Source organism: Clostridium fermenticellae, from assembly GCF_003600355.1.
GTDB lineage: Bacteria > Bacillota > Clostridia > Clostridiales > Clostridiaceae > Clostridium_AV > Clostridium_AV fermenticellae.
Genome location: NZ_CP032416.1, coordinates 197,017 through 222,285 on the forward strand (window position 1 = coordinate 197,017; position 25,269 = coordinate 222,285).

The 25,269-nt window shown below is 34.8% G+C and carries 17 protein-coding genes, 5 tRNA genes, 2 rRNA genes and 1 riboswitch; of the genes, 23 read left to right on the plus strand and 1 reads right to left on the minus strand.

Annotation, left to right across the window (positions count from 1 at the left end; all coding sequences use genetic code 11):
- Window positions 1-10 precede the first annotated feature (10 nt).
- From atpG to mreB, 9 genes are all read left to right on the plus strand, one after another.
- A complete protein-coding gene (gene atpG, locus D4Z93_RS00950) occupies window positions 11-862 on the plus strand; it encodes an ATP synthase F1 subunit gamma (RefSeq protein ID WP_119969914.1) in 852 nt (283 codons plus the stop codon).
- 12 nt (window positions 863-874) lie between these two features.
- Window positions 875-2,266 (plus strand): F0F1 ATP synthase subunit beta, encoded by a 1,392-nt coding sequence (gene atpD, locus D4Z93_RS00955; RefSeq protein WP_119969915.1) that lies wholly within the window; start codon window positions 875-877, stop codon window positions 2,264-2,266.
- 119 nt (window positions 2,267-2,385) lie between these two features.
- Window positions 2,386-2,781: a F0F1 ATP synthase subunit epsilon gene (locus tag D4Z93_RS00960; protein WP_119969916.1), complete on the plus strand. Its 396-nt coding sequence runs from the start codon at window positions 2,386-2,388 to the stop codon at window positions 2,779-2,781.
- A gap of 249 nt (window positions 2,782-3,030) precedes the next feature.
- Window positions 3,031-3,741: a YwmB family TATA-box binding protein gene (locus D4Z93_RS00965; RefSeq protein ID WP_119969917.1), complete on the plus strand. Its 711-nt coding sequence runs from the start codon at window positions 3,031-3,033 to the stop codon at window positions 3,739-3,741.
- Window positions 3,742-3,764: 23 nt separating this feature from the next.
- Entirely contained in the window at window positions 3,765-5,024 is a 1,260-nt protein-coding gene (gene murA, locus D4Z93_RS00970; RefSeq protein WP_119969918.1) for a UDP-N-acetylglucosamine 1-carboxyvinyltransferase, read from the plus strand.
- A gap of 149 nt (window positions 5,025-5,173) precedes the next feature.
- Window positions 5,174-6,229 (plus strand): stage II sporulation protein D, encoded by a 1,056-nt coding sequence (spoIID, locus tag D4Z93_RS00975; protein ID WP_243105966.1) that lies wholly within the window; start codon window positions 5,174-5,176, stop codon window positions 6,227-6,229.
- 106 nt (window positions 6,230-6,335) lie between these two features.
- On the plus strand, window positions 6,336-7,061 hold the full coding sequence (locus tag D4Z93_RS00980; RefSeq protein WP_119969919.1) for a M23 family metallopeptidase: 726 nt from the start codon (window positions 6,336-6,338) through the stop codon (window positions 7,059-7,061).
- A 171-nt stretch (window positions 7,062-7,232) separates the two neighbouring features.
- Window positions 7,233-7,487, plus strand: coding sequence for a sporulation transcriptional regulator SpoIIID (spoIIID, locus tag D4Z93_RS00985; protein ID WP_119969920.1), 255 nt, complete (start codon window positions 7,233-7,235; stop codon window positions 7,485-7,487).
- Between the two features lie 100 nt (window positions 7,488-7,587).
- Window positions 7,588-8,616 (plus strand): rod shape-determining protein, encoded by a 1,029-nt coding sequence (gene mreB, locus D4Z93_RS00990; RefSeq protein ID WP_119969921.1) that lies wholly within the window; start codon window positions 7,588-7,590, stop codon window positions 8,614-8,616.
- A 38-nt stretch (window positions 8,617-8,654) separates the two neighbouring features.
- On the opposite strand, the gene yyaC is transcribed toward mreB, so the two are convergent.
- Window positions 8,655-9,194, minus strand: coding sequence for a spore protease YyaC (gene yyaC, locus D4Z93_RS00995; RefSeq protein WP_119969922.1), 540 nt, complete (start codon window positions 9,192-9,194; stop codon window positions 8,655-8,657).
- A 123-nt stretch (window positions 9,195-9,317) separates the two neighbouring features.
- Here yyaC and D4Z93_RS01000 point away from each other — a divergent pair, with 123 nt between their 5' ends.
- From D4Z93_RS01000 to D4Z93_RS01065, 14 genes are all read left to right on the plus strand, one after another.
- Window positions 9,318-9,920 carry a hypothetical protein gene (locus D4Z93_RS01000; protein ID WP_119969923.1) on the plus strand — a complete coding sequence of 201 codons (603 nt, stop codon included), beginning with the start codon at window positions 9,318-9,320 and terminating at the stop codon, window positions 9,918-9,920.
- Between the two features lie 163 nt (window positions 9,921-10,083).
- Window positions 10,084-10,159, plus strand: a tRNA-Thr gene (locus D4Z93_RS01005).
- 5 nt (window positions 10,160-10,164) lie between these two features.
- Window positions 10,165-10,250: transfer RNA gene (locus D4Z93_RS01010), tRNA-Tyr, on the plus strand.
- 8 nt (window positions 10,251-10,258) lie between these two features.
- Window positions 10,259-10,334, plus strand: a tRNA-Val gene (locus tag D4Z93_RS01015).
- Between the two features lie 51 nt (window positions 10,335-10,385).
- A tRNA-Tyr gene (locus D4Z93_RS01020) sits at window positions 10,386-10,471 on the plus strand.
- A gap of 48 nt (window positions 10,472-10,519) precedes the next feature.
- Window positions 10,520-10,623: riboswitch (SAM riboswitch) on the plus strand.
- A 74-nt stretch (window positions 10,624-10,697) separates the two neighbouring features.
- Window positions 10,698-11,873, plus strand: coding sequence for a methionine adenosyltransferase (metK, locus tag D4Z93_RS01025; protein ID WP_119969924.1), 1,176 nt, complete (start codon window positions 10,698-10,700; stop codon window positions 11,871-11,873).
- Between the two features lie 136 nt (window positions 11,874-12,009).
- A complete protein-coding gene (gene recD2, locus D4Z93_RS01030) occupies window positions 12,010-14,280 on the plus strand; it encodes an SF1B family DNA helicase RecD2 (RefSeq protein ID WP_119969925.1) in 2,271 nt (756 codons plus the stop codon).
- Window positions 14,237-15,229, plus strand: coding sequence for a hypothetical protein (locus D4Z93_RS01035; protein WP_119969926.1), 993 nt, complete (start codon window positions 14,237-14,239; stop codon window positions 15,227-15,229). The genes recD2 and D4Z93_RS01035 overlap by 44 nt, the downstream gene beginning before the upstream one ends.
- A complete protein-coding gene (locus D4Z93_RS01040) occupies window positions 15,202-15,882 on the plus strand; it encodes a ComF family protein (RefSeq protein ID WP_119969927.1) in 681 nt (226 codons plus the stop codon). The genes D4Z93_RS01035 and D4Z93_RS01040 overlap by 28 nt, the downstream gene beginning before the upstream one ends.
- Before the next feature lie 396 nt (window positions 15,883-16,278).
- Window positions 16,279-16,353 (plus strand) — tRNA-Asn (locus tag D4Z93_RS01045).
- Window positions 16,354-16,625: 272 nt separating this feature from the next.
- Window positions 16,626-18,017, plus strand: a complete 1,392-nt coding sequence (locus D4Z93_RS01050) for a glycine--tRNA ligase (protein WP_119969928.1) — start codon at window positions 16,626-16,628, stop codon at window positions 18,015-18,017.
- Between the two features lie 444 nt (window positions 18,018-18,461).
- A complete protein-coding gene (gene murD, locus D4Z93_RS01055) occupies window positions 18,462-19,841 on the plus strand; it encodes a UDP-N-acetylmuramoyl-L-alanine--D-glutamate ligase (RefSeq protein ID WP_119969929.1) in 1,380 nt (459 codons plus the stop codon).
- A 521-nt stretch (window positions 19,842-20,362) separates the two neighbouring features.
- Window positions 20,363-21,875 (plus strand): 16S ribosomal RNA (locus tag D4Z93_RS01060).
- A gap of 449 nt (window positions 21,876-22,324) precedes the next feature.
- Window positions 22,325-25,225, plus strand: a 23S ribosomal RNA gene (locus tag D4Z93_RS01065).
- The 16S and 23S rRNA genes sit together here, the layout of an rRNA operon.
- Window positions 25,226-25,269: the final 44 nt, after the last annotated feature.

Genomic DNA, 25,269 nt, shown 5'->3' on the forward strand with positions numbered 1-25,269 from the left:
GAGGTGAAATATGGCCGGAGGAGGACTTGTTGCAATAAAGAGAAGAATAAGGTCCATATCTAGTACTCAAAAAATAACAAAAGCCATGGGACTTATTGCCACCTCTAAACTCAGAAAAGTCAGAAAAAAACTAGAGGTAAATCAGAAATATTATGATGCTTTTAACCATATAGTGAATGATCTTGTAAAAAATATTGAAGATCGTAATATTTATGTTCACGGTAATGGAAGCAAAAAGAAGCTTTATATCACATTAAATTCTGATTCAGGACTTTGTGGCGGGTTTAATGCTAATATAGTTAACACAGCTGCCCCTATTATTTTAGAGGATAAAGAGAACAATCTTCTTATTTCGGTTGGACAAAAGGGAAGAATGTATTTCAACAGGATGAAGTGTGAAACTATATCAGAGTATGTAGATATACCAGATATTCCTACTTTAAAGGAATCTAGTACAATAACATATAAAATATTAGATATGTATAGGAAAGGTGAAGTTGGAGAGGTATATATTATATATACAAAGTTTCATTCAACTGTAAAACAGGACATTACAGTTGAGAAAATACTTCCTTTGGAAAATAAGGATGAGGAATCTCCTAATCACTTTGTAAAGTTTGAGCCTTCTATTAACCAAATGATAGAAGATGTAATAGTTATGCACTTAAAACAACAAATATTAAATTTTATGTTTAATTCGAAAGTTAGTGAACAAGGTTCCAGAATGTCAGCTATGGACGGAGCTACAAAGAATTCAAATGATTTGTTGGATAAATTGAATCTTAAATATAATAGAGAGAGACAAGGTGCAATAACTCAAGAGATAACTGAAATAGTTAGTGGAGCAGAGGCTCTAAAGTAAGGAGGGACATTAATGCCAAATATAGGCAAAGTTGTTCAGGTTATAGGACCTGTAATAGATATAAAATTTGATACAGAAAACCTTCCTAATATATACAATGCCTTAGAAATAGACATGAATGATGGTAAAAAACTTATTGCTGAAGTAGAACAGCATATTGGTGATGATATAGTAAGAACTATATCAATGGAAGGGACAGATGGCCTTGAAAGAGGAGTAAATGCTGTTGATACGGGAGCGCCAATAACTGTTCCAGTTGGCAAACCAGTTTTAGGAAGGTTATTCAATCTTTTAGGTCAGCCAATTGATGAGGCTGGCAGTGTAGAGGCAGATATAAAATATCCAATTCATAGAAATGCACCAACATTTGAAGAACAATCTGTTGAACCACAGATGTTTGAAACAGGGATAAAGGTTATAGATCTTATAGCTCCGTATCAAAAAGGTGGTAAGATTGGATTATTTGGTGGCGCAGGTGTTGGCAAAACAGTTCTCATTCAAGAACTTATAAATAATATAGCTACTGAACATGGAGGTCTTTCCGTATTCACAGGTGTTGGAGAAAGAACAAGAGAAGGAAATGACCTTTACTATGAAATGAAGGAATCAGGTGTTATAGATAAAACTGCCCTGGTATTTGGGCAAATGAATGAGCCACCTGGAGCTAGAATGAGGGTTGCACTTACAGGACTTACAATGGCTGAATATTTTAGAGATCAAGGTCAGGATGTTCTTTTGTTTATAGATAATATATTCAGATTTACTCAAGCTGGTTCTGAAATTTCAGCATTACTTGGAAGAATTCCTAGTGCTGTTGGATATCAGCCGACACTTGCAACTGAAATGGGTGCTCTTCAAGAGAGAATTACTTCAACAAAGCAAGGATCAATTACATCTGTTCAGGCTGTATATGTACCTGCAGATGACTTCACAGATCCTGCTCCAGCAACTACATTTACACATCTTGATGCTACAACTGTTTTATCAAGATCTATATCAGAACTTGGTATATATCCTGCAGTTGATCCGCTAGAATCAACTTCAAGAATATTGGATCCAAGAGTTGTAGGTGAAGAACACTATGAAGTAGCTTCAAGAGTTAAGAATATACTTGAAAGGTACAGAGAGCTTCAAGATATAATAGCAATACTTGGTGTAGATGAACTTTCAGAATCTGATAGATTAGCGGTTGTAAGAGCTAGGAGAATTCAAAGATTTTTATCACAGCCATTTGCTGTTGCAGAACAATTTACAGGAATGAAAGGTAAATATGTTCCAATAAAAGAAACTATAAGAGGTTTCAAGGAAATACTTGATGGTAAATATGATGATTTACCTGAACCTGCATTCTTATTTGCCGGAAGTATAGATGAGGTTGTAGAAAAAGCTAAAACTATGGAATAGATTTAGCTAATCAATTATGGAGTTAGACATGTATTTGTCTAACTTTATAATATAGAGAATAAATTATTATACTTTTTGAGTTAAGTGATATAATTTAATTTTGTAAGAAGGGGATTAATATGGCGGATGCTTTAAAATTAACTATAAATACTCCGGAAAAGAATTTTTATACTGGAGAAGTAGTTGAAATACTAACTGATAGTAGTCAGGGACGTATAGGAATTTTAAAAAATCATATACCTTTGGTAACAACTCTAGTGCCTAATATTACGGAAATCGTTGATAAGGATGGTAAAAAAATTAAAGCATTCACTTCGACAGGTATATTAGAGGTGAAGGATAACTCGGTAAATTTTTTATGCGATTCCTGCGAATGGCCCGATGAAATAGATTTTAATAGAGCTGAGGAAGCCAAGGAGAGAGCTGAGAATAGGTTAAAAGAGAAAGATAATGTTGATGTAAGAAGAGCAGAGTTGGCCTTGTCAAGAGCATTGGCAAGAATTAGTCTAAAATAATATGAATAAATAAAAGTGACATGAAATTAATTGTTTCATGTCACTTTTATTTATTCATATATTTCTTAAAGGCACATTTTATGTTTATAAGTTATATATTATTAGTGAGGAAATTAAAAATTAAAAAATATTACTACCCAAATAGTGAATTCTTATACTGAATATTAAAAATATATATGGTCATAATTTAAACAAAGGATGTTTGGGGGTGAGGTGACTCTATATTAAGTACCAATAGAGTTGTTAGTTATGTGGAAAAAGGGTAAATCATTTATAATTATAATTCTATCAATCTTTTTAGTATTTTTATTTGATGGATTTTGCAGTAAAAGTAAAATCTCCAATAGTAATATTTTATTCGATGAAATTTTAAAATCTACTAAGAGTACGGTTCAGGAGTGTGATGTTACAGCAAGTTTTGAAACAAGTTCAAATGGTGAAAGTATGTGCCAGACTATTTTTAAAACATTAAGTCAGAAGAAAGATTATAGTATTAACATAACCCAAAATAGAGAAATGTACCGTATAGAATTTAATAAAAAAAATGAGAATGGCTACATACAAAGTATAAAATATGGAAAATATAATATTATAACCATAGATATTGATGAACTGGTAAATAGGAATAAACTTGATGATCTAAAGACACGAATTAAAGATAGCTTAAAAGATGAAGAAGAAAGTGTAAAGTATTTTGAGTGTATAAAAGCTAGACTTGCAGATTATGAAACTATCGGTAAATGTAATTCGCAGGTGCTAAAATTGTTAAGATCTTATAATATTTATGATGTAGATACAGTAGATTTAGGAAATGGTTATACGTCAACTGCTTATACCGGTTTATGTAATAATGTAACTAAAATTAATAATAAATTGATAGATTTTAATTACAGCGTATGCAGATATTATTCAGGAAGTTATATGATTATTGCTACACCCGAAATAATTAAGACGTATTAGCAATTGTAGAATGGAGGATAAAAATGGATAAAATTTTGATAAGGGGAGGAAAAAGATTACGAGGAGAAGTAAATATAAGTAGTGCCAAAAACTCCGTTTTACCACTTATTGCAGCAACATTGTTAAGTGGAGATAAGTGTATTATAGATAATGCCCCTATGTTGGATGATGTATTTGTTATAAATGATTTATTAAGAAGTATAAATGCTGATGTAAAAATAGATGAAAAACTTCAAAGGGTAACCATTGATACCTCAAATATAAACAGATGTGAGCCAAATGGCGAATTAGTTAGAAAAATGAGGGCATCTTTTTTGATTATGGGCCCTATGATATCAAGATTCGGAGGATTTAAATTATCACTTCCAGGTGGATGCAATATAGGAACTAGACCAATAGATTTACACTTGAAGGGGTTCAATGCACTTGGAGTAAAAGTTAATATAGGTCATGGATATGTAGAGGCTTATGCTGATAGACTTAAAGGTGATAAGGTATACCTGGATTTTCCATCTGTTGGTGCTACTGAAAATATAATGATGGCAGCTGTTATGGCAGAAGGGGAGACAATAATAGAAAATGCAGCTGAAGAACCTGAAATAGAGGATTTAGGTAATTTCTTAAATAGTATGGGAGCTAATATAACAGGAGCAGGCAGTGGCAATATTCATATATATGGTGTAAGAAATTTAAAAGGAACAACCTATAAGCCAATATACGATAGAATTGAGGCAGGAACATTTATGGCTGCGGCAATAGCAACCAGAAGTAAGATAAAGATAAATGGGATAAAAGAAGAACATTTAAAACCAATAATAGCTAAACTTGCAGAAGCGGGAGTGTATATAAAAGTTGATGGAGAAAGTTTGATTATAGATGCTGATAGAAAGTTGAAAGCTATAGATATAAAAACTATGCCATACCCGGGTTTCCCTACGGATATGCAATCTCAAATGGCTGCAGTATTATCTACAGTTGAAGGCACAAGTATAATCACTGAGACTATATTTGAAAATAGGTTTATGTATGCGTCTGAAATGAAAAGAATGGGAGCCAATATAAAAATAGATGGCAGAAGTGCCATTATAGAAGGTGTACCCAAACTTACAGGAGCAGAGGTAAGAGCAACAGATTTAAGGGCAGGTGCAGCACTTATAATTGAGGGATTATCAGCTGAAGGAGAAACTCAAGTCTTAGATATATATCATGTTGATAGAGGTTATGTCTCTATAGAAGAAAAATTAAAAAAGCTGGGTGCAGATATAGAAAGAGTAAAACAGTAAGTTAGTATATAATTGTGTTCATATTAAATATTGGAGAAGATTAATAATGTGGTCTTCTCTTTTTTTATTTAGTAATATTTGAGTAGATACACAAATAAAATATAAGTAGATTTTCTATAAAAGCAAAGTATAAGATGATGGAGGTGAATATGATAAAAGTTTATGGAACTATACATATAAAAAGAATATTGATGATGATAGTTGCATGTGTGATATTAACCTTGGTTGGATCATTCATTATATTAGATTTTAGTTCCGCGAGTACTGATATTGCAAAATCTGTACCTGATTTTTTTATTAAGTCAAAGGATATAATATTTAATAATAATCAGTCATACAAAATAAATGTATATATGGAGAAGCAGAAGAAGATTCAAGCTATGGATTTAGAAGAGTATGTTACTGGAGTTGTTTGTGCAGAGGTACCGGCTAATTTCAATGTTGAGGCATTAAAAGCACAGGCAGTAGCTGCAAGGACCTTTGGAGCAGCACATATGGAGAGCTTAGGAGGTCAAAAATATAATAGCAATACAGGTGCAGATGTTTGTGATAGTGTTAAGTGTCAAGTATTTATGACTAAAGATGACAGATTCAAGTCATGGCCACAAAGTAAAAGGGAAGAATACTGGAATAAGATAAGTGATGCAGTAAAAGATACAAAAGGAGAAATACTGACATATAAAGGTGAATTAGTTATGGAACCTTATTATTTTTCATCTAGTAGTGGAAAGACAGAAGATGCAAAGGATGTGTTTTCGAAAGATGTACCATATCTAAAAAGTGTCAGTAGTTTGGGAGAACAAAATTCTTATAAATATAGAACTAGTGTAATATTAAGTTATTATGATTTTGTAAATAAAATAAATAGATCACATAGTAGATCAAAATTATCTGTAAATAATGTTAAGAATTCTGTATTTATAAAAAATAGGGATGAAAGTGGTTATGTAAAGGACATAAATGTAGGAAGTATAATACTCAAAGGGAGTCAATTTAGGAGTGCACTTGGATTAAATTCAGCTAATTTTGTAATACAATTTGAAGATAGGTATGTAAAAATAATTTGTACAGGATATGGACATGATGTTGGTATGAGTCAATCTGGAGCAAATGTCATGGCTGCGATTGGTAAAAGTTATAAACAGATACTAACTCATTATTATACAGGGGTAAATATAAATACTATACAGAAAATAAAGCCATAGGCTTTATTTTTTTGTCAAAAAATATCGCAAAAAAAGTATTAAAAATATATATAAAATATGTATTAATTAGTAATCTCTGGACAAACTAGAAATAGGAGGTGTTAGTATGAATAAAAATTTTCCAAATAAGGTAGTAAATTTCTTGAAAAAGGAGGGCTTTTACGTAATATTATTTGTTTGTTTGTGCATAGTTGCTGTAGTAGCTGCTGTAACTGTAAAAGATAGTAAACATTCAAACACTTCATCTGTCCAGCAAAGTAATGTAGCCCAAAATAACAATTTATCAAAGAAGACGGCTAAATCACAAGAAAAATCTTCAATGGGTTATGATAATGCTCTTCAGGTTAAAAAGTCTGCTAATTCGCAAAGCCAGAGTAAATCATCAAAAAGTAATTCACAAAGTGTATCTAAGACTGTTAGAACTTCATTTGAAAAACCTGTAAACGGAACATTGGCAAGGGGATATTCGGGAGATCCTGTGTATTGGGATTCTACAGCAAGTTATAGGCCTAATTTAGGATATGACTTAAAATGTGATCTGGGTACACCTGTTATGGCTGCTATGAATGGTAAGGTAGAAGAAGTTAATACTTCTACACAAGATGGAGTAGAGGTTATAATAGATCACCAAAATGGATTAAAGACTGTTTATTCAAATTTAGATCCTAAAGTTAAGGTTTCTAAAGGTCAAACTGTAACAGCAGGCACAGTTATAGGTTCGGTAGGAAAAACTACTCTTAGATCAGCCTATGAGAAATATGGAGATCATCTGCATTTTGCAGTTTTAAATGGAAATAATTTTGTTGATCCAGGTAAATATATTAAGTATTAATGGAGATTTTATATTTTAACTTTAGTTCATAGTATGATTTCTATGAACTAAAGTTAAATCCCGTAAAATTCATTTAAAATATGTAAATGAATATAAAATGGGGTTTAAAGATGAATTTAAGAATTTAAAAGAGCATATTTATAAATATAGAAGGTTAAGGAGGTAGCACTTTTGAAAGATTACATTGAAGAAAGAGTTTTAGAAGTTGCTAAGTATATCATAGGTTCAAAAGCTACAATAAGAAAGACAGCCAAAGTTTTTGGAGTAAGTAAAAGTACTATACACAAAGATATGACAGAAAGATTGCCCAAAATAAATCCTCAAATTGCAAAGGAAGCTAAGTCAATTTTAGATTATAATAAAGCTGAAAGGCATATAAGGGGTGGAAAAGCAACAAAAATGAAATATAAGGCTATTGAAGGTTAAAAACATTCCTATTATAATTATATTTAGTGAATTATAATAAAATTAGACAACTTTTTTATTAACATAAAATATCGTTTTAGAGTGGGAGTGAAAAAAGGGAATGTTTTTTAGTATAGGAACAGATATGGGCATAGATTTGGGTACGGCTACAGTGTTAGTTTATATTAAAGGAAGAGGAGTAATTTTAAAGGAACCTTCAGTAGTTGCTATAGAAAGAAGTAAAAACAGAGTATTGGCTGTCGGAGAAGAAGCATGGAATATGATAGGAAGGACTCCTGGAAATATTGTTGCAATTCGTCCTTTAAAAGATGGTGTTATATCTGATTATGATGTAACAGAAAAGATGTTAAAATATTTTATTTCGAAAGCTTGTGGAACTAAAAAAATGTCTTCACCAAGAATTGTTGTTTGTGTACCTTGCGAAGCTACAGAGGTTGAAAAGAGAGCTGTAATTGATGCAGCCAAAAATGCAGGAGCTAAGAAAGTGTTTTTAATTGAAGAACCATTGGCAGCAGCTATTGGAGCTGGACTAGATATAACTAAACCAAGTGGAAATATGGTTATAGATATTGGAGGAGGAACTACAGATATAGCGGTTATTTCTTTGGGTGGTATAGTTGTTAGATCATCTATAAAGATTGCTGGGGATAAATTTGATGAAGCTATCATCAAATTTATAAAGAAAAAGCACAAATTAATGATTGGAGAGAGAACTGCAGAGGATCTTAAAATAAACATAGGTTCTGCCTTTAAAAAAGAAGAAGTGACTATGGAAATAAGAGGAAGAAACTTGGTTACAGGTCTTCCCAAAAATGTTGTTGTGTCGTCTGATGAAATGAGAGAGGCTCTAAAAGATGCAGTTAATGCAATATCAGAAACTGCTCACGCTGTGTTAGAAAGAACTCCTCCAGAACTTGCAGCGGATATAGCTGAAAAGGGAATAGTTATGACAGGAGGAGGAGCTTTGCTAAGTGGTTTGGACACTCTGATAGAAGATTCAACTAAAGTACCAGTACAAGTGGCAGAAGAAGCCGTATCTTGTGTGGCTTTGGGAACTGGGAAGGTGCTGGAATATTTAGATAAGATGGAAGTTACATTTATAGGTGACGATATAACTCTAATAGATTAAAAGAAAAGTAAAATTCTTATATAAGAATTTTACTTTTTTTATAATGAGGATTTAGTATTATCGTAAAGATAGTATGAGTGTATAACAGAATGATATATCTCTTTAGCTATATTTAGAACTAAGTTTAGGCGTATAGTATTATTGTTGAATATTTTAGTATTGTAATTAGAACCAACTATTCCTATAATTGATGCGTCTCCAATTTCTGGTAGAGTTTTTCCTATGCCTTTTCCGGGATGAATAGGATAATCACGAGCTTGAATTTCTCCCATGCTTGATTCATCACCAAGGCATGCATCAATACCTATTATGTTATTGTAGGGATGAAGGGATTTGATTTTACTAAGCTTTTTTTGAATGTTTAGAGCATGTATAGGTTTTTCAATGGTACCATATACAGGTAAAGGGAAAGAACTAAATTTTAATAATGTGCCGACTAGTGGACCTAAGCAGTCGCCTATACATTTATCAGTTCCAACACATACTATTATTGAATTTTTGTTTATATAATCTTTTAGAAAGTCGGCTATTTTGTAATAACATAATGGATTTTTGTAACTAGATCTCACTTCATTCACAAACATACCTCCTGATAGATAATTCATCACTTATTTATATGATTTTAACAGTTTAAATATTATAAATATTGAATAAAAAATATTTATATGACGATAATGTGTAAATGACACGGAGGGATTAATATGAATAAAAAGATATTATCATTGATTATAATTTTGTGTACTATAATATCTGTGTTTATAATAAGACATACACCAAAGATAGATATCAATAATAATTTTATAAGTAATAGAATTAAAGTATTTTATTATAATCATCACAAACAGAAAGATGATGAAGGTAATAAAATGCAAAAATATTCATACCTCTTTACGGATACATCTTTTTTAAAAATGGGTGATGATTTTAAAAAAGGTAAATTGGATGAATTAGGACAAAAACTTGAAAGTGATAAGAAGGAGTTTTTTAAAGAGAATACTAAGAATATCAATATAGCAAATTTGTCAGATGTAAGTGACCTTTCAGCAAATCAGTTATCAAATAATAATGAGAGCAGTAAGTCTATTTCACATTCAAAGGTACAACAGAAATTAACTAATATTGACAAAGAAAAATTGCTTGCAATATCCGATAAATTATCAGCAATTGACTATGAGAAAGCCAGGAAATTGATTAATAGTAGTAAAATTAGTGATAATATAGAAGCTGTAAAATTATTAAAACAAAGATTATCTGATAGCGATTATGAGGAAATTAAGAATATATATGAAAAATTAAATATGTAATTTGAGGTACATATATGCAATATAGAGTAAATTAACGTAAGGTAGAGAAATTATAATATATTATCAAATAAATAGGACAATACACAGTTGAATTTGAAATCACAACAGAGTATACTGTTTGTTGTTGACGTTAGTGAAATTGAATAGTTTAAATGGTTTATATGCTGGCATAGCTCAGTTGGTAGAGCAACTGACTTGTAATCAGTAGGTCGAGGGTTCGAAGCCTTCTGCCAGCACCATATGTGGAGGAATTCCCGAGCGGCCAAAGGGGGCAGACTGTAAATCTGTTGTCATTCGACTTCGATGGTTCGAATCCATCTTCCTCCACCATAGAACTAGGGCGCATAGCTCAGCTGGGAGAGCATCTGCCTTACAAGCAGAGGGTCACAGGTTCGAGCCCTGTTGTGCCCACCACTATTGTTTTTATTAAAGAATAGTACAAAAAGATATTGTATTGTTAATTATGGAGGAATTCCCGAGCGGCCAAAGGGGGCAGACTGTAAATCTGTTGTCATTCGACTTCGATGGTTCGAATCCATCTTCCTCCACCATAAAGACACTAAATGTGTTTTATTTTTGTATAATCATTAAATATTTAACTCTTATCAAGAGAGGCGGAGGGAAATGGCCCGATGAAACCCGGCAACCAGCGTATAGGCTAAGGTGCCAATTCCTGCAGTATTATAAATCTGCAAGATAAGAGAGTTGTTAAGTAATTTAACCTCTTCTTATTGAAGAGGTTTTTTATTTTCTATGAAATTGGAGGGATGATTTAAAATGAAAAGACTATTTACATCTGAATCAGTTACAGAAGGACATCCAGATAAAATGTGTGATCAAATTTCAGATGCTATTCTCGATGCTATATTGGAAAAGGACCCTAATGGTAGAGTTGCTTGTGAAACAGCGACAACTACGGGGATGATTTTAGTAATGGGGGAAATATCAACTGATTGTTATATAGATATTCCAAAGGTTGTAAGAAAAACTGTAAAAGAGATAGGATACACTAGGGCAAAATTTGGATTTGACTGTTCAACATGCTCTGTAATAACATCGATTGATGAACAGTCATCAGATATAGCACTTGGCGTTGATGAATCATTGGAAGCTAAAAAGGGTAAAATGGATAAAATAGAGGCTATAGGAGCTGGAGATCAGGGAATGATGTTTGGGTTTGCAACAAATGAGACTCCAGAATATATGCCAATGCCCATTTCTTTGGCTCATAAGCTTTCAAGAAAGTTAGCTGAAGTTAGAAAAAATGGTATTTTAAATTATTTGCGACCAGATGGAAAAACACAGGTTACTGTTGAATATGATGATGATAAGCCTGTTAGAATAGATACAATAGTTGTATCAGCTCAACATGATCCTGATGTTTCACATGATCAGATAGAAAAAGATATTATAGAGAAAGTTATAAAGCCTGTTATATCACCTGAATTTTTAGATTGCAATACTAAGTATTTTATAAATCCAACTGGAAGATTTGTAGTTGGGGGTCCGCAGGGTGATTCAGGACTTACAGGTAGAAAGATAATAGTTGATACTTATGGTGGATATGGAAGACACGGCGGTGGTGCTTTTTCAGGAAAGGATCCAACTAAAGTCGATAGATCAGCTGCTTATGCAGCTAGATGGGTAGCTAAAAACTTGGTTGCTGCCGGAGTTGCTGATAAGCTGGAAATACAGCTTGCATATGCAATAGGAGTTGCACAGCCAGTTTCCATAACTGTTGATACATTTGGTACATCAAAAATACCAGAAGATAAAATTGTTGATATAGTTGAAAAGGTATTTGATTTGAGACCTGCAGCTATAATAAAAGAATTAAATTTGAGAAGACCTATATATAAACAAGTTGCTGCTTATGGTCATTTTGGAAGAACTGATATAGATTTACCTTGGGAAAAGTTAGATAAAGTTGCCCAGATAAGAAGATATATCTAATATAATTTTTGAGTTTGAAGAGGATTTAGTCTGATAGAAAATCTATTAGGCTAAATCCTTTAATAATATATATTATATTTACATAATTTAATGATATAATTATTGATAAATAAATAATACATTTAGGAGAGATTGTATGCAGGAGTTACAAGGTAATATTGACAGCATACTTTTTCAAAGTAACAAAGATGGATATGTAGTTGCAAAATTTAAAGAAAAAGTTAAATGTCGATGTATCACAATAGTTGGATATATACCATATATTACAGAGGGTGAGAGTTTAAAACTAAATGGAGAATGGATTACTCATCCGCACTTTGGAAGGCAGTTTAAAGTTGAGACATGTGAACAAATTGTCCCGGATTCTAAACTTGGTATTGAAAGATATCTTTCATCTGGGGTTATATCAGGTATAGGCCCGGTAACGGCAAGAAAGATTGTTGAAAAGTTCGGAGAAAACACTTTAGAAGTTTTGGATAGTGATATAGGAAAACTTCGCGAAATAGAAGGGATAGGAGAGAAGAAAATACAATTAATATGCAATTCCTATTCTAAACAAAATGAAATTAGAAATCTTATAATTTTTTTCCAAAATTATGGGATCAAGGTCAATCAGTGTGTCAAAATACACAAACAATTTGGAAATGATTCTATACGAATAGTCAAGGGAAATCCATATATTTTAACTGAAAAGATACCAGGGATAGGATTTAAAACAGCTGATAAAATAGCAAGAAGTACCGGGATACAATTAAATTCTCCTTTTAGAATACAAAGTGGTGTAAATTATATAATTAATAATTTTTGCGGATTGGGTAATACTTATATGCCCTTTGATCAACTTGTCAATAAGTCTATAGAATTTTTGGGGGTATCGAGAAAAGAAATTGAGGAAAATATCTACGAGAATTCAGCAAATGGAAAGATAAAATTGGAAGATGCTAATGGGAGAATATGTGCATTCACTCTTCCATATTATTATTGTGAAATGAATGTTACGAGAAAAATACTTTCTTTAGTATTGACTAAATATGAGGATATCAAGATTGATGTAAATGTTGAAATAGAAAAGTTTGAGAGAGATCATGGCGTTGAATTTGCAAGTTCTCAAAAAGAAGCTATAAATGGTGCTTTTAAAAATGGAGTAGAGATAATTACAGGTGGACCAGGCACGGGAAAAACAACCATTATAAATGCGATAGCTCAGATATTTGAAGAAATTAATTATAAAGTATTTATGGCTGCTCCAACTGGAAGAGCTGCGAAAAGGATGAGTGAAGCGACAGGAAGAGAAGCTAAGACAATTCATAGATTACTTGAGATGGGAATAAATGAAAATCAAGACGATGCATTATATTCGCGTGGTGAAGGAACACCTTTAGAATGTGATGTTTTAATAATAGATGAAGCTTCAATGATAGATATAATACTTATGAGCAATCTTCTGAAGGCAATTTCAATAGGCACAAGATTAATAATAGTTGGAGACGCAGATCAGCTTCCATCAGTTGGACCGGGTAATGTTCTTAGAGATTTAATAGAAAGTAAATGTGTAAAAATTGTAAGACTTAAAGAAATATTTAGACAGTCACGTGAAAGCTTAATAGTTGTGAATGCACATAAGATTAATAATGGAGAGATGCCTTTACTAAATAAAAAAGATAAGGACTTTTATTTTATAAGATGCAGTGAACCGGAGAACATATTAAATACATTGATACAACTTGTGGATAAAAGGCTTCCCAATTTTAATAAGACATGGGATAAAATGAAACATATTCAAGTACTGTCCCCTATGAGAAAGGGAATTCTTGGAGTAAATAATTTGAATTTAAAACTTCAGGAAATACTTAATGCAAAAAGTAAAATGAAGAAAGAAAAAGAATTTAGAGACATTACATTTAGAGTAGGTGACAAGGTTATGCAGATAAAAAATAACTACTCATTAAAGTGGACCAGGGTATCAGGAAATGGCGAACATGAAGGAGTGGGGGTATTCAATGGAGATGTTGGTTATATAGATGATATAGATGATGATAAAAATACTATATCTGTGATATTCGATAATGAAAAAAGAGTGATATATGATAATCTATGCTTTGATGAACTTGAACTTGCATATGCTATGACTATACACAAAAGTCAGGGAAGTGAATTTCCAGTTGGTATTATGCCTGTATTTATGGGGCCTCCCTTACTTATGAATAGAAATCTATTGTATACGGCTATAACTAGGGCAAAACAAATGGTGGTACTAGTTGGAAATTTAAGGGCTTTGAAATTCATGATAAGCAATGATAAAAGTTTTGAGAGATATTCTTTATTAAAATATAGAATAATGGATATAATGGAGAGTGGATTAGATGCCAATGTACCAGAAACTGAATTTGAGCAAACAGAAAAATAGAATTAGTGAATATATACTAGATTGGAGTACTAAAAATGGAAAAGTTCTAAATGTAATATCTCCGCCTTATAATTCAGTTGATATATTTATAAATGTTATATTATTTCATATATTTAATAATAAAAGAGTTATATATATTACTGACGAAAAGTGCGAAAATTTAAATATTATTAAGAGTTTAAAATCATATTTAAATGTAAAAACTATAAATAAATTGTTTAAAATATGTTGTTTCTATAATGCTGTAAATATTTCAGAAAATTATGATTTAATAATTTATGATAGTATAAGTACATTCTTATCACATAATAAAGATGAAATATATAATTTAATTTATAAATTATCAAATCATCATAGTAAAGTTATATTGTACTCTATAGAGGATATGTTTAATATTGGAAGCAAGATTGTTTTTCCGGCAAGGGATGATGAAAAACCATTGATTGAACCGAGGACTGTACTTACGAGAATTGACATAACTAGTGATATACCATTCCTTATATACGATTATTTGAAGTGTTCTATTATGTCTTCTAGAAAGGTTATAATATGTATTCCTGATAATTATAATATAGAGAGGATATATAGATATATATATAAATATTGCAGTAATATGACCCGGAATATAACATGTGTACATAAAATACATGATAGTAAAGTTATAGAAAATTTCAATAAATTTAAAAGAGGAGTATATATAACTGACAATTTTGATATATTTGATTATAGTATACAAGGTTCGGATGCAATAGTCTATTTCTCGGATAATTCTAAGTTTGACTATAAGAAATTAGTATATATTTGTGCAGCCGTAAATAGAAATAGAAAAAATTTAGAAGGAGAGGTTATATTTTTAGCTAATGAGGAAACATATGATATGGATAAGGCTAAAGATATAATGAGAAGTTTTAATAAAATAGCATGGGAACAGGGATTATTAAAAATTTAAAGTTTTTAAAAGAATGTTTATTATCAGTTATATATGCATCTGAGCAAAAATGTATTGTTTGTAATAAAGAGTTATATAATGACAGATTTATATGTTCTGAGTGTAGAGAGGATATAAAATTATGTAAAAATGCTTTTTGTATAAAAAAAGATGGTATGAGGTATGAAGTTTACAGTGCAGCATATTATTCAAAAACGGTAATGGAACTTATTATTTCTTTGAAATATAAAAATAATTTTGATTCTGGCAGGCTTTTAGCGAGTTATATGATAAATATTATAAAGCTTAATAACATACAGTTTGATTATATAACTTATGTTCCAATGACAAAAGCATCACTGAAGGACAGAGGATATAATCAAAGCAAATATATCTCGAAGATTATCTCTGATGAAATCGACATACCTGTAATCAACTGCTTGAAAAAAATAAAGTCGACAAAGGATCAAATAGGGCTCGGTGGTGTACAGAGATGGGCTAATATGAAAGATAGTTTTAAATATATAGCAAGATATGATATAGAAGGTAAGAATATCCTGGTAATTGATGATGTCATAACTACTGGTGCTACAGCGTATTATTGTGCAGAGCAGCTTACTATAAATGGAGCCAGAAAAGTTAGTATATTGACTGCTGCAAAAAGTAGAGTATAATCTTATTTATGAGTTAGGTTTGTGGTTGAAAGTCGATGCTAGTCGCAGGCGAAGCGATCCACGTAAGTTAAATAAAATGTTTAATGAGCATGGTGCGGTTTAGAAGTAAGTCCTGCCGTCTAAAGGCGAGAGAATAAATAGTGAGAGGTTAAATCCGGGTAGCAAAAATTCCAGCAGGCGAGTGTGGGGTCAAAGACCAGGTCAACTGATTCATGGATGCACTAGCGGTGCAGAATTAGCAGTCTTTTTTGAGGCTGCTATATTTATGCAGAATTAAAAATTCCCGACCTGCTCCATTTTATTGTTTTCACTAATCCATAGAGTTTTATGATAATTATAGTAAAAAAGTATATTGCATTATTGAAAATTCATGGTATAATAATATATGTAAGTTGTTCCGCGATAGCTCAACGGTGGAGCATTCGGCTGTTAACCGAAGGGTTGAAGGTTCGAATCCTTTTCGCGGAGCCATTTTTATTTTTTTGATAAATTTAATTGACAATTATAAATTTAATGTTAAAATATAAATAATTAAATATTTCGTGATGATAAAGAATAGTAATTATAATGTCTTTGAAGAGAGATTGTGGTTGGTGTGAACAATTAAGGCCTTATTTTGAATGGAACTTTTGAATGATATAAATGAGAGCAGGACTCATGTCAAAAAGGGTGGAACCGCGGAAAGAGTTTTCGTCCCTTAAGATAAGGGTCTTTTTTTTATATAATTTTAGGAGGTATTAGTAATGAAAAGTAAGAAGACTATGGATAAAGTAGTAGCTTTGTGTAAAAATAGAGGATTTGTATATCCTGGATCAGACATATACGGAGGACTTGCAAATACTTGGGATTATGGCCCTATGGGAGTTGAATTAAAGAACAATGTAAAAAAGGTATGGTGGCAGAAATTTGTTCAGGAAAGTAAATATAATGTTGGTATAGATGCGGCCATATTGATGAATAAAGAGGTGTGGGTTGCGTCTGGTCATGTTGGAAATTTTTCAGACCCCCTTATGGATTGCAAAGAGTGTAAAACGAGATTTAGAGCAGATAAATTAGTTGAAGAGCATATGACAAAAAGAGGAATAGAAAAGGCTAGCGCTGATGGATGGAGTAATGAAAAACTAAAAAAGTATATTGATGATAATAATATTAATTGCCCAAGTTGTGGGAAACACAATTTTACAGATATAAGACAATTTAATCTTATGTTTAAAACTTTTCAGGGTGTAACTGAAGATTCTAAATCAGAGACATTTTTAAGACCTGAAACGGCACAGGGCATATTTGTAAATTTTAAAAATGTTCAAAGAACAACAAGAAAGAAAATACCATTTGGTATAGCTCAAATAGGAAAATCATTCAGAAATGAAATAACTCCAGGAAATTTTACTTTTAGAACAAGGGAGTTTGAACAAATGGAGATAGAATTCTTCTGTAAACCGGGAACTGATCTCGAATGGCATGATTACTGGAAAAAGCATACCTGGGATTTTTTACTAGGGCTTGGTATTAATAAAGAAAATATAAGATTTAGAGATCATGAAAAAGAAGAACTATCGCATTATAGTAAAGCAACTTCGGATATTGAATACTTGTTTCCATTTGGCTGGGGAGAATTATGGGGTGTCGCTGATAGAACTGATTATGATTTGAAACAACATCAGGAACATTCAGGAAAAGATATGACATATCTTGATCCAACTACTAATGAAAGATATATACCATATTGTATAGAACCATCGGTTGGAGCGGATAGAATTGTTCTTGCGTTTTTGGTAGATGCATATGATGAGGAAGAACTAGAAGGAGGAGATGTGAGAACAGTTATGCATTTACATCCAGCTATAGCTCCATTTAAGGCTGCAATACTTCCACTTACTAAGAAATTATCTGATAAGGCATCAGAACTTTATGATGAACTTAGACGAGATTTTAGTGTTGATTATGATGAGGCAGGAAGTATTGGAAAAAGATATAGAAGAGAAGATGAAGCTGGAACTCCTTATTGTATAACAGTAGATTTTGACACGTTAGATGATAATACTGTTACAGTTAGAGATAGAGATACTATGGAACAGTTTAGAATTAAAATAGATAAGATAAAAGATTTCTTAAAAGAAAAAGTGGAATTTTAGTATTAACAGTCTGCCAAAACATTAGTGTTATATTTGGCAGACTGTTCTTATATAGGGTTCATAAATGAAAGCTTAACTTAGACTTGTAAACCATATAATTAAAAAAGAATTCAAAAAATAAAATTACCGGATTTAAAAATCCGGTAAAATAGGGTTTAATCATGGGGATATGTTATATGTTTAATTAAAACTTGGGGAATTATATTAATGTTTCCTTACGGCACAAATTTATTATAGCACATAACTTCAACAAATTTCAACAATATATATGTATTTGTTAAATTAAATATTTTCTAATAATTTTGATTTGACAATATTATATTATAAAAAGTGTCTAAAATCACTTTATATGTTGTACTAATTATAAATATTTAAACATTAATACAAAGTGGTATAATTAAATAGTAAATTTAATGAATATTAATGTCTTGGAGGGCTTATATAATGAAGGATAGCTTTATGGATTTTAAAAAGTTTGTAAAAGGAAAAAAGGTAGCTGTAGTTGGTATAGGAATTAGTAATAAACCCTTGATAGATTTATTATTAAATCTAGGTGCAGATGTCAGTGCATTTGATAAAAAAAATAAAGAACAATTAGGAAAAACGGCGGAAGAACTTAGTAAAAAAGGTGTTAATCTAGTTTTAGGCAACAGATATTTGGAAAAATTAAAGGATTTTGAAGTGATATTTAAAACACCTTCTATGAGAATAGATATGCCGGAACTTCAAGAGGCAAAGAGATCAGGTGCGTATATAACTTCCGAAATGGAGGAGTTTATAAGGTATTGTCCTGCTAAAATATATGGAGTTACAGGTAGTGATGGAAAAACAACTACAACAACTTTGATATATAATATTTTAAAAGAGCAGGGATACAAAACGTGGGTAGGGGGAAATATAGGAACACCTTTATTTAGTAAAATAGAACAAATAAGTAGAGATGATAAAGTAGTACTTGAATTGTCAAGTTTTCAATTAATGACAATGAATGTATCACCGGAAGTTTCAATTGTAACAAATCTGAGCCCTAATCATTTAGATATGCATAAAAATATGGATGAATATATTAATGCTAAAAAGAATATATTCAAATATCAAAAAAAGAATGATTTACTTATTTTGAATAAGGATAATAAAATTACAAATTCCATGACTGATGAAGCAAAAGGAAGATTAATGAAGTTCAGCATAAGGCAAAAGATTGATTATGGTGCTTATTTTGAAAGTGAGAAGTTGTATATAAATAATAAAGAAGTTTGTGAACTAAAAGATATAAAATTAAAGGGTATGCACAACGTTGAAAATTTATTGGCGGCATTTTGTGCTGTAAATGAAGATGTTGATATTGCAACTATGAAAAAAGTAGCTGCTTCATTTGCTGGAGTAGAACATAGATGTGAATTTGTTAGAGAACTAGATGGAGTAAAGTATTATAATGATTCGATTGCTTCGAGTCCTACTAGAACACTAGCTGGGTTAGTTGCATTTGACAGACCGGTAATTTTAATTGCAGGTGGATATGACAAGAATATACCATTCGAACCTTTGGCGGAAAAAGGATATGAGTATATAAAGACCTTGGTTTTAGTCGGAAATACTAAGAATAAGATAAAGGCCAGTTTTGAGAAAGTTATTGAAGATAAAAAAATCAAACTACCTATTTTAATGGCTGATGATTTTGAGGATGCTGTTTTAAAGGCGAGACAAAGTGCCAAAGGTGGGGATATAGTTACATTATCACCTGCTTGTGCAAGTTTTGATTTATTTCCAAACTTTGAGGTTAGGGGAAATAAATTTAAAGATATAGTTAATCATTTGGATTAATTGATAATGAAAATAAGGATTTATAAGTAAAATTTCTATATTATTTTTAGGGCTGATTTTTAAATTAGCCCTATATTTTTGATAAATATATCGTAAACTCAACATGGAGTGTCAATATGTAAAAAAATTAGGTATTAATAGAGAATTAAAGAATAATATATATAATTTTAGTTAATAATATGTTTGAAATGCTCATAAGTTAATAAAAGATGATAACATATTTAATGTCGCTTGAGGGAAGCTCAAGTGGTGGTCAGGAAAAGTTTTTAGAATAATTTTTAGTTGTATATAATGAAAGTTAAAATAATTAAAAAAATTTAAAAAATTTCTTGACAGTTTAGAGAGTACATGGTAAGATATATAAGTCGCTTGGATGAAGCGGCGATGAACCTTGAAAATCAAACAGAGAAGAGTAAAAATAAACCAGCAATTCTTTTGAAAGCTGTTTTAACAGCTTGAAAGTAAAGTAAATGAGCTTAAGTTGAACTCAAAACTCTGAATAAGAGTTTTATATAAGAAATTAAATTGAGAGTTTGATCCTGGCTCAGGACGAACGCTGGCGGCGTGCTTAACACATGCAAGTCGAGCGAGAGAAATCCCTTCGGGGATGGATCTAGCGGCGGACGGGTGAGTAACACGTGGGCAACCTGCCTCAAAGAGGGGGATAGCCTCCCGAAAGGGAGATTAATACCGCATAATGTTGTTTTACTGCATAGTAAAGCAACCAAAGGAGTAATCCACTTTGAGATGGGCCCGCGCCGCATTAGTTAGTTGGTGAGGTAATGGCTCACCAAGGCGACGATGCGTAGCCGACCTGAGAGGGTGATCGGCCACATTGGAACTGAGAGACGGTCCAGACTCCTACGGGAGGCAGCAGTGGGGAATATTGCACAATGGGCGGAAGCCTGATGCAGCAACGCCGCGTGGGTGATGAAGGTTTTCGGATTGTAAAGCCCTGTCTTTTGGGACGATAATGACGGTACCAAAGGAGGAAGCCACGGCTAACTACGTGCCAGCAGCCGCGGTAATACGTAGGTGGCGAGCGTTGTCCGGATTTACTGGGCGTAAAGGGTGCGTAGGCGGATATTTAAGTGGGATGTGAAAACCCCGGGCTTAACCCGGGGACTGCATTTCAAACTGGATATCTGGAGTGCAGGAGAGGAAAGCGGAATTCCTAGTGTAGCGGTGAAATGCGTAGAGATTAGGAAGAACACCAGTGGCGAAGGCGGCTTTCTGGACTGTAACTGACGCTGAGGCACGAAAGCGTGGGTAGCAAACAGGATTAGATACCCTGGTAGTCCACGCCGTAAACGATGAGTACTAGGTGTAGGAGGTATCGACCCCTTCTGTGCCGCAGTAAACGCAATAAGTACTCCGCCTGGGAAGTACGATCGCAAGATTAAAACTCAAAGGAATTGACGGGGGCCCGCACAAGCAGCGGAGCATGTGGTTTAATTCGAAGCAACGCGAAGAACCTTACCTAGACTTGACATCCCCTGAATTACCTGTAATTAGGGAAGCCCTCCGGGGCAGGGAGACAGGTGGTGCATGGTTGTCGTCAGCTCGTGTCGTGAGATGTTAGGTTAAGTCCTGCAACGAGCGCAACCCCTATCATTAGTTGCTACCATTAAGTTGAGCACTCTAGTGAGACTGCCCGGGTCAACCGGGAGGAAGGTGGGGATGACGTCAAATCATCATGCCCCTTATGTCTAGGGCTACACACGTGCTACAATGGTGAATACAGAGAGATGCAAACCCGCAAGGGTGAGCCAAACTTTAAAATTCACCTCAGTTCGGATTGCAGGCTGAAACCCGCCTGCATGAAGCTGGAGTTGCTAGTAATCGCGAATCAGAATGTCGCGGTGAATGCGTTCCCGGGCCTTGTACACACCGCCCGTCACACCATGAGAGTTGGCAACACCCGAAGTCCGTGGGGTAACCGTAAGGAACCAGCGGCCGAAGGTGGGGTTAATAATTGGGGTGAAGTCGTAACAAGGTAGCCGTAGGAGAACCTGCGGCTGGATCACCTCCTTTCTAAGGAGTCGTAAGATAGGTAACTCTATCTTAAAGACCGGTTTATACTTACTCTGTTTGATTTTGAGGGGTTAAAAACCTGAACGGTTTTTAACGGGTAATTTAGCTAAATGTAGTTTGGCGTTAAAATTACACCGGGCCGTAGGCTTAAATCTATAAGGTTTTTAACAGATAGCAGATGTTATCTGTCATCATTCTCATATTGTTCTTTGAAAACTGCACAGAGAAGAAAGTTAAAGTAAAGTTATTACTTTGTAAAATTGATTAAAGATTCTTAATTATTTGATATATATTAATGTATATTATTATTAATTAACCAGTAAAAATTGATAGAGACGGGTAGCTTGCGGAAAATGTCGGGCGAAGAGCGGAGCTTACTTAGGTAAGTGAGTGTCTGAGCGAAACATTTGACAGAAAGATACGGAGTTTATAGCAATTTTTACTTAAAAGGTCAAGCTACAAAGGGCGCATGGTGAATGCCATGGCACCAGGAGTCGAAGAAGGACGCGATAAGCTGCGATAAGCTTCGGGTAGGCGCAAATAGCCTGTGATCCGTAGATTTCCGAATGGGGCAACCCACATGACTAACGTCATGTACTGTAAACTGAATTCATAGGTTTATAGAGACACACCCGGGGAACTGAAACATCTAAGTACCCGGAGGAAGAGAAAGAAATATCGATTTCTTTAGTAGCGGCGAGCGAAAGAGAATGAGCCCAAACCAGGAACTTGTTCCTGGGGTTGTGGATAGATCACAATTACTTTTATTCTTTAATTGAAGAGAGCTGGAAGGCTCTGCCACAGAAGGTAAAAGCCCTGTAAGTAAAAAAGAATTTTAGTTAGATCTATTCCAGAGTACCACGAGACACGTGAAACCTTGTGGGAAGCTGGGAGGACCACCTCCCAAGGCTAAATACTACCTGGTGACCGATAGTGAAGCAGTACCGTGAGGGAAAGGTGAAAAGAACCCCGGAAGGGGAGTGAAATAGAACCTGAAACCGTGTGTCCACAACCGGTCGAAGCACATTTAAGTGCGACGACGTGCTTTTTGTAGAACGAGCCAGCGAGTTACGGTATGTAGCAAGGTTAAGTACTTATGGTACGGAGCCGGAGGGAAACCGAGTCTGAATAGGGCGACTAGTTGCATGCTGTAGACCCGAAACCGGGTGACCTATCCATGGACAGGATGAAGCGGAAGTAAAATTCCGTGGAGGTCCGAACCGCGTTGGTGTTGAAAAACCATGGGATGAGCTGTGGATAGCGGAGAAATTCCAATCGAACCCGGAGATAGCTGGTTCTCCTCGAAATAGCTTTAGGGCTAGCGTCGGGACTGAGTAATGGAGGTAGAGCACTGAATAGGCTAGGGGCTTTAAAAAGTTACTGAACCTTATCAAACTCCGAATGCCATTTACTTGTATCCCGGCAGTCAGACTGCGAATGATAAGATCCGTGGTCAAAAGGGAAACAGCCCAGATCATCAGCTAAGGTCCCAAAGTGTAAGTTAAGTGGTAAAGGATGTGGGATTTCTAAGACAACTAGGATGTTGGCTTAGAAGCAGCCACTCATTTAAAGAGTGCGTAATAGCTCACTAGTCGAGAGATCCTGCGCCGAAAATGTCCGGGGCTAAAACTTACCACCGAAGCTATGGACTCGTAAGAGTGGTAGAGGAGCTTCCTGTATGGATTGAAGCCGTACCGTAAGGAGCGGTGGACCGTACAGGAGTGAGTATGCTGGCATAAGTAGCGAGAAATAAGTGAGAATCTTATTGGTCGAAAACCTGAGGTTTCCTGGGGAAGGCTCGTCCTCCCAGGGTTAGTCGGGACCTAAGCCGAGGCCGAAAGGCGTAGGTGATGGACAATTGGTTGATATTCCAATACCGCCAGTTTGCGTTTGACAGATGGGATGACGCAGGAGGATAGGATGTGCACACTATTGGATGTGTGTCTAAGCACTTAGACGTGCCCGGAAGGTAAATCCACCGGGATTAGTTAAGGTGTTACAGGGATCTCTTTTTAAGAGAGAAGTATCCGGTTCCACGCTGCCAAGAAAAGTCTCTATGGAGTAAACCGGTGCCCGTACCGCAAACCGACACAGGTAGGTGAGGAGAAAATCCTAAGACCATCGGAAGAATTGCTGTTAAGGAACTAGGCAAATTGACCCCGTAACTTAGGGATAAGGGGTGCCATCTTTATTGATGGCCGCAGAGAATAGGCTCAAGCAACTGTTTAGCAAAAACACAGGTCTCTGCTAAAGCGTAAGCTGATGTATAGGGGCTGACGCCTGCCCGGTGCTGGAAGGTTAAGGGGAATACTAAGCCGTATGGCGAAGGTATGAACTTAAGCCCCAGTAAACGGCGGCCGTAACTATAACGGTCCTAAGGTAGCGAAATTCCTTGTCGGGTAAGTTCCGACCCGCACGAATGGCGTAATGATTTGAGCACTGTCTCAACAGCAAATCCGGCGAAATTGTAGTGCAAGTGAAGATGCTTGCTACCCGCAGTTGGACGGAAAGACCCCGTAGAGCTTTACTGCAGCTTAGCATTGAGTTTCGGTATTGTCTGTACAGGATAGGTGGGAGACTTAGATACCCGGGCGTCAGCCCTGGTGGAGTCACCCTTGGGATACCACCCTGACAGTACTGGAATTCTAACCGGAGGCCATTTATCTGGTCACGGGACATTGTTAGGCGGGCAGTTTGACTGGGGCGGTCGCCTCCTAAAATGTAACGGAGGCGCCCAAAGGTTCCCTCAGAACGGTTAGAAATCGTTCGCAGAGTGCAAAGGCAGAAGGGAGCCTGACTGCGACACATACAGGTGGAGCAGGGACGAAAGTCGGGCTTAGTGATCCGGTGGTACCTCGTGGGAGGGCCATCGCTCAACGGATAAAAGCTACCTCGGGGATAACAGGCTGATCTCCCCCAAGAGTCCACATCGACGGGGAGGTTTGGCACCTCGATGTCGGCTCGTCGCATCCTGGGGCTGAAGTAGGTCCCAAGGGTTGGGCCGTTCGCCCATTAAAGCGGCACGCGAGCTGGGTTCAGAACGTCGTGAGACAGTTCGGTCCCTATCCGCTGCGGGCGCAGGAAATTTGAGAGGAGCTGTCCTTAGTACGAGAGGACCGGGATGGACTGACCTCTGGTGTACCAGTTGTTCCGCCAGGAGCACGGCTGGGTAGCTATGTCGGGACGGGATAAACGCTGAAAGCATCTAAGCGTGAAGCCCACCTCAAGATTAGATTTCCCATAGCGTAAGCTAGTAAGACCCCTTGAAGAACACAAGGTTGATAGGTCAGAGGTGTAAGCATAGCGATATGTTCAGCTGACTGATACTAATAGGTCGAGGGCTTGACCAATTACTTTTCTTAATCAATTTCTTCTATCTTTACTGTGCAGTTTT

Excerpts from the sequence above, each read along its gene's own strand:
- atpG (WP_119969914.1), top strand. The coding sequence starts at position 11 with ATGGCCGGAGGAGGACTTGTTGCAATAAAGAGAAGAATAAGGTCCATA.
- atpD (WP_119969915.1), top strand. The coding sequence starts at position 875 with ATGCCAAATATAGGCAAAGTTGTTCAGGTTATAGGACCTGTAATAGAT.
- D4Z93_RS00960 (WP_119969916.1), top strand. The coding sequence starts at position 2,386 with ATGGCGGATGCTTTAAAATTAACTATAAATACTCCGGAAAAGAATTTT.
- D4Z93_RS00965 (WP_119969917.1), top strand. The coding sequence starts at position 3,031 with ATGTGGAAAAAGGGTAAATCATTTATAATTATAATTCTATCAATCTTT.
- murA (WP_119969918.1), top strand. The coding sequence starts at position 3,765 with ATGGATAAAATTTTGATAAGGGGAGGAAAAAGATTACGAGGAGAAGTA.
- spoIID (WP_243105966.1), top strand. The coding sequence starts at position 5,174 with ATGATAAAAGTTTATGGAACTATACATATAAAAAGAATATTGATGATG.
- D4Z93_RS00980 (WP_119969919.1), top strand. The coding sequence starts at position 6,336 with ATGAATAAAAATTTTCCAAATAAGGTAGTAAATTTCTTGAAAAAGGAG.
- mreB (WP_119969921.1), top strand. The coding sequence starts at position 7,588 with ATGTTTTTTAGTATAGGAACAGATATGGGCATAGATTTGGGTACGGCT.
- D4Z93_RS01000 (WP_119969923.1), top strand. The coding sequence starts at position 9,318 with ATGAATAAAAAGATATTATCATTGATTATAATTTTGTGTACTATAATA.
- metK (WP_119969924.1), top strand. The coding sequence starts at position 10,698 with ATGAAAAGACTATTTACATCTGAATCAGTTACAGAAGGACATCCAGAT.
- recD2 (WP_119969925.1), top strand. The coding sequence starts at position 12,010 with ATGCAGGAGTTACAAGGTAATATTGACAGCATACTTTTTCAAAGTAAC.
- D4Z93_RS01035 (WP_119969926.1), top strand. The coding sequence starts at position 14,237 with ATGCCAATGTACCAGAAACTGAATTTGAGCAAACAGAAAAATAGAATT.
- D4Z93_RS01040 (WP_119969927.1), top strand. The coding sequence starts at position 15,202 with ATGGGAACAGGGATTATTAAAAATTTAAAGTTTTTAAAAGAATGTTTA.
- D4Z93_RS01050 (WP_119969928.1), top strand. The coding sequence starts at position 16,626 with ATGAAAAGTAAGAAGACTATGGATAAAGTAGTAGCTTTGTGTAAAAAT.
- murD (WP_119969929.1), top strand. The coding sequence starts at position 18,462 with ATGAAGGATAGCTTTATGGATTTTAAAAAGTTTGTAAAAGGAAAAAAG.